The organism is Caballeronia sp. (assembly GCF_028292365.1).
Classification (GTDB): Bacteria; Pseudomonadota; Gammaproteobacteria; order Burkholderiales; family Burkholderiaceae; genus Caballeronia.
This window is the reverse complement of record NZ_JAQGMM010000352.1, coordinates 1-4,504: the sequence shown is the minus strand read 5'-3', so window position 1 is coordinate 4,504 and position 4,504 is coordinate 1. Positions and strand designations below refer to the sequence as shown.

Annotated in this window: 4 protein-coding genes; all 4 read left to right on the top strand. The window is 59.6% G+C overall.

Annotated elements, in window-relative coordinates:
* The first annotated feature begins 23 nt into the window (after positions 1-23).
* The 4 genes from tssK to JWR14_RS21090 are packed head-to-tail and all read left to right on the top strand — an operon-like array spanning position 24 to position 4,322.
* Positions 24-1,370, top strand: coding sequence for a type VI secretion system baseplate subunit TssK (gene tssK / locus JWR14_RS21105; protein ID WP_299710921.1), 1,347 nt, complete (start codon positions 24-26; stop codon positions 1,368-1,370).
* Entirely contained in the window at positions 1,367-2,047 is a 681-nt protein-coding gene (locus tag JWR14_RS21100; protein ID WP_299710918.1) for a DotU family type IV/VI secretion system protein, read from the top strand. The genes tssK and JWR14_RS21100 overlap by 4 nt, the downstream gene beginning before the upstream one ends.
* The gene (locus JWR14_RS21095) at positions 2,011-3,822 is read left to right on the top strand and encodes an OmpA family protein (RefSeq protein ID WP_299710915.1); all 1,812 of its coding nucleotides are present in this window, start codon (positions 2,011-2,013) and stop codon (positions 3,820-3,822) included. Before JWR14_RS21100 ends, JWR14_RS21095 begins: the two co-directional genes overlap by 37 nt.
* A gap of 14 nt (positions 3,823-3,836) precedes the next feature.
* A complete protein-coding gene (locus tag JWR14_RS21090; protein ID WP_299710912.1) occupies positions 3,837-4,322 on the top strand; it encodes an Hcp family type VI secretion system effector in 486 nt (161 codons plus the stop codon).
* Positions 4,323-4,504: the final 182 nt, after the last annotated feature.

Here is a 4,504-nt window from a genome sequence, read left to right as displayed (position 1 = left end):
ACAAGAGAAACACAAAAGAAAGAATGAAAATAACCAGACCGCTGTGGGCCAAGGGCGTATTCATGACGCCCCAGCATTTCCAGCAACAGGCGATGTGGAATCAATTCGCCGATGAGCGCACGGCGAGAATGATCAGCGCCGATCCGTGGGGCTTGAGTCGCGTCGTATTCGACCAGCAGGCGCTGGGCGTGAATCGGCTGCAACTGAATGCAATTGATGTGCGTTTGTCTGATGGCACGTTTATCGATTCGGAGACCGCGGATCGCTTGCCGGTTCCGCGCCAACTAAGTGACATATTGTCGACGGTCGATGGCGTCGTTGTCTCGATCGGGCTCCCCCTGATCGATGCGCAAGGCGGAAATTGCATCGAAGAAGGCGAGCGCCATGCGCGACCACGCCGTTTCGTGCGTGAGTATTTGAACGTCGCCGATATCAACGGCGAAGGTCATGAAGAACTGAGCATCGAGCGACACGCACTCGCATTGCTATTTGACTTCGAAGCGCCGGATAGTTATGTCACGTGTCCGATCGGGCGGCTGCTGCGCAACACACAGGGCCTGTTCGAGTTCGATCCCGCGTTTGTGCCGCCGTGTCTATTTCTGTCGGCGAACGAGCGCTTGATGGAACGGATGAAGCGTTTATCCGACATCCTCAGCGCCAAAAGCGCGAGTCTCGCGGTGCGCCGCCGCGAACGTTCGGATCAGATCGCCGACTATGCGGTGTCCGACGTATCGCTCTTTTGGCTGCTTCACAGCGTGAACAGCACCTGGCCGGATCTGGCGAGGCTGTGCGCTGCGCCGCAACAACATCCTGAGCGGTTGTATGGCGTTCTGGCGCGGCTGGCCGGCTCTCTGCTGACCTTCTCCACCACTGAGACGCTGCAAGCCATTCCAGCCTACGATCACCTCGCTCCCGAACCGATGTTCGCGGAACTGGAATCGCTCATCCGCATACTGCTTGATACCGTTATTCCGTCCCGCGTCGTGCCGATTGCGCTCGAACGGTCGAAGCACACGATGTGGTCGGGCAAGATCAGTGATGAACGCCTGACCGATGGCGCCGACTACTACCTCTCGGTGCAGTCTTCGTTACCGGCGCACGCATTGCTCGAACAGTTGCCGCGATTGTGCAAGGCGGGTGCGCCCGATGAAGTCGAGCAGATCGTGAACTCGGCGATGCCGGGCATTCCGTTGCGCTCGATGTCGCGCTTGCCGGCTGCAATCCCTATTCGTATCGAGAGCCAGTACTTCGCACTCGACAGCGCTCATCCGGCATTCAAACGGATGATTGATGCGCGCGCTTGCCGGTTCTATGTGCCGTCGTCCATTCCCGATGTCGTCCTCGAACTCTACGCGGTGCTGCCGACATGAATGACATGAACGACGCAAGCGTTTCACCCGCAAAGTACACCGCGTTGTTACCCAACGCTTTTCGCGATACCGCGTTCACCGTCGCGAGTCTTGCCGACGACGCGTCATCTATTACTTTCGCATCGTTCCAGGCGAAGTGTGTTGCGCAAGTGGATGCGCTCGGGCGCGAACTCAGGGCGGCAGGTCATCTTCCCGATGTAGTGCGCGATGCAACCTACGCTCAATGCGCGCTGCTGGACGAAACGGCGCTTGCCTATTTGAAGGGAGCGGAGCGCGGCGCATGGGAGCGCGAACCGCTCCAGGTGCGGGAATTCAAAAGCAATGACGCGGGCTACGAACTCATCGACAAGATTCAGCAGCGGCTCGCAGAACCGCGGCCGAAGCTCGCGCTGCTGAGCCTCTACAACGCCGTGCTCGGACTGGGCTTCAAGGGCAAGTTTGCGCTGAGTGGTGCCGACGTGCGCCTGGAACTCATGCGCGCACTCGACCAGCGTATCGGACAAGCCGGAAGCGTGGATACGTCGGGCACCGTATTGCTCTCGCAGGATGCGTCACGCCGCTGGAGCACGAACGTGTCTCCGCTCGGTTGGGTGATAGGTGCCGTTCTCGTTGCGGGACTCGTGTATCTGGCGCTGGGGCAATGGCTCACCGCGTCGATCGCGCGTATTGCGGTTTGACGGGACGTATTGTGGTCAATTCGGTGATCCATTCGCCCACCGGCTATCCCCATCGATCGAACTTTGCATGGATCGCGGCACTGGCCATCGTATGGCTGGTGTTGTGTTCACCATGGTCGCTCGGCTGGAATGTGTTCGTGGGCGTGCTCGTTGTGCTGAGCGCGGCAGCGGCGATTGTTGTCGCGACGCGGCGTGTGATTGCACGCGTGGCTGCCACGCAGCAAGTCCTGCGCAAGATCGACGGTGCGCTGAGCGGCCTGCCCGCAGATATCAAGCGCAATACGCCCCTCGTGCTGGTGTTCGGGACCACCAGCACGCTGGTCGCCAGCGCGTTCGATAGGGAGTCAGGTCAGGAAGCCATTCGCTTGACCGAGACGGCGATTTGGGTATGCGTAAGTGATCCGAGTCGCCTTGCGCACTTCGCTGATTCGCTCAAACGCTGGCGCGATGGGCAAGGACCTGATGCGGTTGCTTATCTGGTCGATGCAGACGCGGCCAATGATCAGGCAACATTGATCGGCGGTCTTCGACGCTGGCGCTCGGCAATTGATGAGGCCGGCCGCGCGATTGGTTATCCGTTACCGGTTTGCGTTGCGGTGTATGCGAACGAATTGCGGCCCACCACCGACGAGTGCCCCTGGTTCGGCACGTCAGGCGGCCACGACGTGAACGTGGTTGCACTGCCTGAACTGATCTCGGCGCGTCTTACGCAGTATGCGGGCATGGCCATTCCGGAGGTCCGCGAAGCCCGCGCGCGTCGCGCTGCGCGGCTGGATATCGTGACATGTTGGGCTGCGGCGTCCGTATTGCCCGCGCTTTCTGATGATCAACGCTCAACGCGTGCTGTTCAGGTTCACGCGTTTGGCGTGATTGCAGTCGAGGGTCAACCGGCTACGGATTCGCTACTTGCGCGCTATGGCTGCGAGCGAACGGGGCTTACGCTACCTGCGAATGCGGCGGGGATTGCCGGCGCGAGCGTTCGTTATCCGCTACCCGAACCGCTTATCCGGGGCATTGCGACACAGCAAGTGCATCGTGCGTTACCCCGTGCGCTTGCTCACGGCTTCATCGCGCTCGTCGCGCTGTTTTGCGCAGCGGCCGCTGCTTCCGCATGGCAGAACCGCAACCTGGTCGAGCGCGTGAGCAACGACATGGCACGGTACCGCGCGATCCCATCGAGTAAGGACGCAGCACGCGTCGATGCGCTCAATATCGTCAAGCGCGACCGGGATCAACTCGCCACGTATGCAAGCAACGGTGTGCCCCCAAGGCTCGGCCTTGGTTTCTATCGTGCGGCGCCGCTGCTTCCTGTAGCGAATGCATTGATTGCCGGTTATCAACCGCCTGAACCACCGGTATCGATGATCGAACTCAACAGCCTGTCCCTCTTCAAAAGCGGCAGCGCCGTGCTCAATCCGGGCTCGAACCGAGTGCTGGTCGGCGCGCTCGAATTAATTAAAGCGCATGCATCGAAGCGCGTACTGATTGCGGGTCATACGGACTCCGTGGGTAACCCGCGAAGCAACCAGTCCCTCTCCGAAGCACGAGCCAGCTCGGTACGTGACTGGCTGGCCGACGCATCCGGTATCTCACCCACACGATTCGCGATTCAGGGCTACGGCGACACGCGCCCGAAAGCCAGCAACGAAACAGAGGCGGGTCGCGCTGCGAACCGTCGCGTCGAAATTACGCTCGTTCCGGACTGTCGTGACGATCGTAAGAACGGGACACCTCCCGAGGGCCATGAAGGCAATGTGGCCTGCTTGTTTAATTAGAAGAGGAAAAGAAAATGGCAATTCCGTCATACATGTGGATCAAGGACGATGGCGGCGCGGACGTCAAGGGCTCCGTCACCGTCACCGGCCGCGAAGGCAGTGTTGAAGTGGTTGCGTTCGATCACGGCATTCACATTCCGACCGATGGCAACACTGGCAAGTTGACCGGCACGCGTGTGCACAGCGCAGTCACGTTCACGAAGGAAACGGACGCATCGACGCCGTACCTTTACAAGGCTGTGACGAGCGGTCAGACGCTCAAGTCGATCGAGATCAAGTGGTACAAGATCGATGACGCCGGCAAGGAAAAGGAGTACTTCAATACGAAGCTCGACAACGTGAAAGTAGTGAGCGTGAAGCCCAAGATGCACGACGTCAATGACCCGTCGTACGAGAAGCACAACAATCTGGAAAACGTGGAACTTCGCTACGAGAAGATCACGTGGGCGTACAAGGACGGCAACATCATTCATGCCGATAGCTGGAACGAACGCTCGTAAGCGTTTGAGTTTCGGCGGCCGGTAATGGGCGACAGCCTTCGTTGTCCAGAGCCGGTTTGATCGCACGGGCCTCATTCGAGGTTCCGTGCGTATTTCAAACCCTCTTCGATGATCCTCCATGACCCCTCGCGACCTCTCTCCATTCCTGCGCCGCCTGAACGACCACTGCGCTCGCGCACTTG

Excerpts from the sequence above, each read along its gene's own strand:
- JWR14_RS21090 (WP_299710912.1), top strand. The coding sequence starts at position 3,837 with ATGGCAATTCCGTCATACATGTGGATCAAGGACGATGGCGGCGCGGAC.
- JWR14_RS21100 (WP_299710918.1), top strand. The coding sequence starts at position 1,367 with ATGAATGACATGAACGACGCAAGCGTTTCACCCGCAAAGTACACCGCG.
- tssK (WP_299710921.1), top strand. The coding sequence starts at position 24 with ATGAAAATAACCAGACCGCTGTGGGCCAAGGGCGTATTCATGACGCCC.
- JWR14_RS21095 (WP_299710915.1), top strand. The coding sequence starts at position 2,011 with ATGGCTCACCGCGTCGATCGCGCGTATTGCGGTTTGACGGGACGTATT.